The sequence below is a fragment of the Deltaproteobacteria bacterium genome (assembly GCA_026712905.1).
Classification (GTDB): domain Bacteria; phylum Desulfobacterota; class Binatia; order UBA9968; family JAJDTQ01; genus JAJDTQ01.
In genome coordinates, this window is the sequence record JAPOPM010000009.1 from 1 (window position 1) to 2,621 (window position 2,621).

4 protein-coding genes are annotated in these 2,621 nt (G+C 69.4%); all 4 read left to right on the forward strand.

Annotated elements, in window-relative coordinates:
- The coding region (locus OXF11_00505) for a MoxR family ATPase (protein ID MCY4485588.1) at window positions 1-616 on the forward strand (616 nt) is incomplete at its 5' end.
- 11 nt (window positions 617-627) lie between these two features.
- Entirely contained in the window at window positions 628-762 is a 135-nt protein-coding gene (locus OXF11_00510; GenBank protein ID MCY4485589.1) for a hypothetical protein, read from the forward strand.
- Window positions 763-782: 20 nt separating this feature from the next.
- A complete protein-coding gene (locus OXF11_00515; protein ID MCY4485590.1) occupies window positions 783-1,685 on the forward strand; it encodes a hypothetical protein in 903 nt (300 codons plus the stop codon).
- A 35-nt stretch (window positions 1,686-1,720) separates the two neighbouring features.
- The coding region (locus OXF11_00520; GenBank protein ID MCY4485591.1) for a hypothetical protein at window positions 1,721-2,621 on the forward strand (901 nt) is incomplete at its 3' end.

Consider the following 2,621-nt stretch of genomic DNA (forward strand, 5'->3'; position numbering starts at 1 on the left):
CATCGCCTGCGGCAACCGGGAGACCGACCGCGGCGTCGTCCACCGCATGCCGACGCCCCTGGCCTCGCGATTCGTTCACCTCGATATCCGTGTCGACGCGGAGGACTGGCTCAGCTGGGGCGCGGCCAACGGCATCGCGGCTGAAGTACTTTATTTTGTCACATACAAGCCGGACCTCCTGCACCAGTTCGACCCCCAGTCCAGGGAACGCGCCTACGCGTGTCCGAGGACATGGGAGTTCACCTCAAACATCCTGAAGCACCGGAACGGCCTCGATCCGGCGGTCGAGCGGGCGCTCTTCCGGGGGACCGTGGGCGAGGCGGCCGCGGTGGAGTTCTCGGCGTTCCTGAAGGTGTGGCGCGAGCTGCCCCACCCCAGGGCGGTCCTCTCCGACCCCGGAAACGCGGCGATCCCGGAGAACGCCAGCGCGCTGATGGCGCTCTGCGGCTCGCTGTACCGGCTCGCGAGCGACGTGTCGATGGACGCCATCGTCACTTTCGCGCAGCGGCTCCGGCGGGAGGTGGGAGAATCGCTGGTCGGGGCGTGCGTGCGCCGCGACCCGGCGCTCCAGCGCTCACCCGCCTTCATCCGCTGGGCCGCGGCCAGGACGCGGTGAGGGAGGAGGCCATGCACTGGCGTATCACACACCACCCCGCGGGCTGTGCCCCGTCGCGCCAGTACGCCGTGCGGGCGCGCAGCCGCGAGGCGGCCAGGCGCAAGCTGGCCGCCGCAATCCAGGTCCCGCTGTGGACCCTCAGGTAGTCCTGAAGGAGGAACGCATCATGGACTTGAACCGCGATGCCATGTTGGTCGGGCTGCGCATCAGCGCCTGGTCCGGCCGGCTCTACGACCGCGAGGCGAGCGATCACGTCGCCGCCCACCATGACGCCCGCACAAGCGTGGGGCGGTACAACAAGCGACTTTTACCCAAGGCTGCGCTGGCCCCGCTGAACGCCGCCATGAACGAGGCCAGGACCCGTCATTACGCGAATAGCTTGCCGTGGGACGACAAGGGTTCCCGGCTCCTCACCGTCGCCAACTACGAACACTACACCCAAGTCATGGAGGGACTCCGGGAGCGCCTGGTGCGCGAGCGGGCGCGCTTCATCGAGGACTACGACGACTACGTGGAGCAGGCCCGGATCGACCTGGGCAAGCTCTTCCGGATCGGGGAGTATCCGTCGAAGGAGGACCTCCGGGACAGGTTCTCCATCCGCTACCGCATCACGCCGGTGCCGGACGCGGACCACTTCATCGCCAGGCTCGCCTCGGACGACACCAAGCGGGTGAAGCGCGACATCGAGCTTCACATCGAGGAGCAGCTCCACGACGCCGTGGGCGACCTCTACCAGAGGTTGGCCGAAGCGGTCGAGCGGGTCTCGGAGCGTTTGACCGAGGACGACGACGGCAAGCCGCTGGTGTTCCGGGACACCATGATCTCCAACATCCGGGATCTGGTGGACGTGGTCCCCCGCCTCAACATCTTCGGCGACCACAGGCTGGCCGGTCTCTGCGAGCAGGTGAAGGAGAGGATCGCGGGCGTGGAGCCGGACTGGCTGCGTCCGTCCGGGAGCTTCAACCCCGTGGTCCGGGCGCAGGTGAAGCGCGACGCCGACGGCCTCATGGAGCAGTTCACGGGATACTTCCCGGCGCCGCAACCCGAAGCGGCCCGCGAGGTGGCGTGATGTCACCCGGCGCGCTCCGGGAATCCGCAATCCGCATGAGCGACTGCGTGACCGGGCTCCTGCAGAAGCAGCCTTTCTTCGGGAGCCTGGTCCTGAGGCTCCCGCTCCGCGCCGATCCGACACGGAAGACGCTTGCGAGCGACGGACACGAGATCCGCTACTCGCCCGGCTGGGTGGCGGAGACCGATGCGCACCTGATCGAGACCGCCATGGCGCGGGTGGTGATGGCGTGCGCGCTCAAACACCATACCCGCAGGGGAGAGCGGGACCCGGAACGGTGGCAGACGGCCTCGCAACTGGTCACCCACGACTTGCTCCGCGACGCCGGCTTCACGCTCCCGCCCGAAGCCGAGGCCTGGGAGGACCTCAGTGTCGAACAGGCATACGACCGCCTGCCCGAACCCCGGCGCGACGATACCGGTGACGACGGCAGCGCCTCCCAGGATACCGGCGGCGCGGAAGCCGGCGCGGCCACCCAGCCGCCTCCCGGCGGCGACGGCGATGAGTCCGGCGGTCCGGCCGACCAGGACAACGACTGTGACGGGAACGGCCAGGGTGAGGACGGCGCCTCCGCCGCGCCGCCGAGCCACGACCCCGCCGGCACCGGAGAGGTCATGGACGCTGCCTCCCGCGCGGGCCAGGAGTCCGCTTCCTCCCAGGCGTCCGTGGACACCGCCGCCGAGGAGCAGGCTTGGGACGAGGCCATGCACCAAGCCCTCAGCATCGCCAAGGCCGAGAGCAAGGCGCCGGGCGGCGTCGAGGAGACCGTCCGGAACGCCCACGCCAGCGCCCTCGACTGGCGCACGCTGCTGCGCCGCTACATGACCGACGCCGTCAGACGCGACTACAGCTGGAGCGTCCCCAACCGCCGCTTCATCGACTCGGGCCTCTACCTGCCCTCGATCCGCTCCGAGGGCATCGACTCCATCGCGGTCA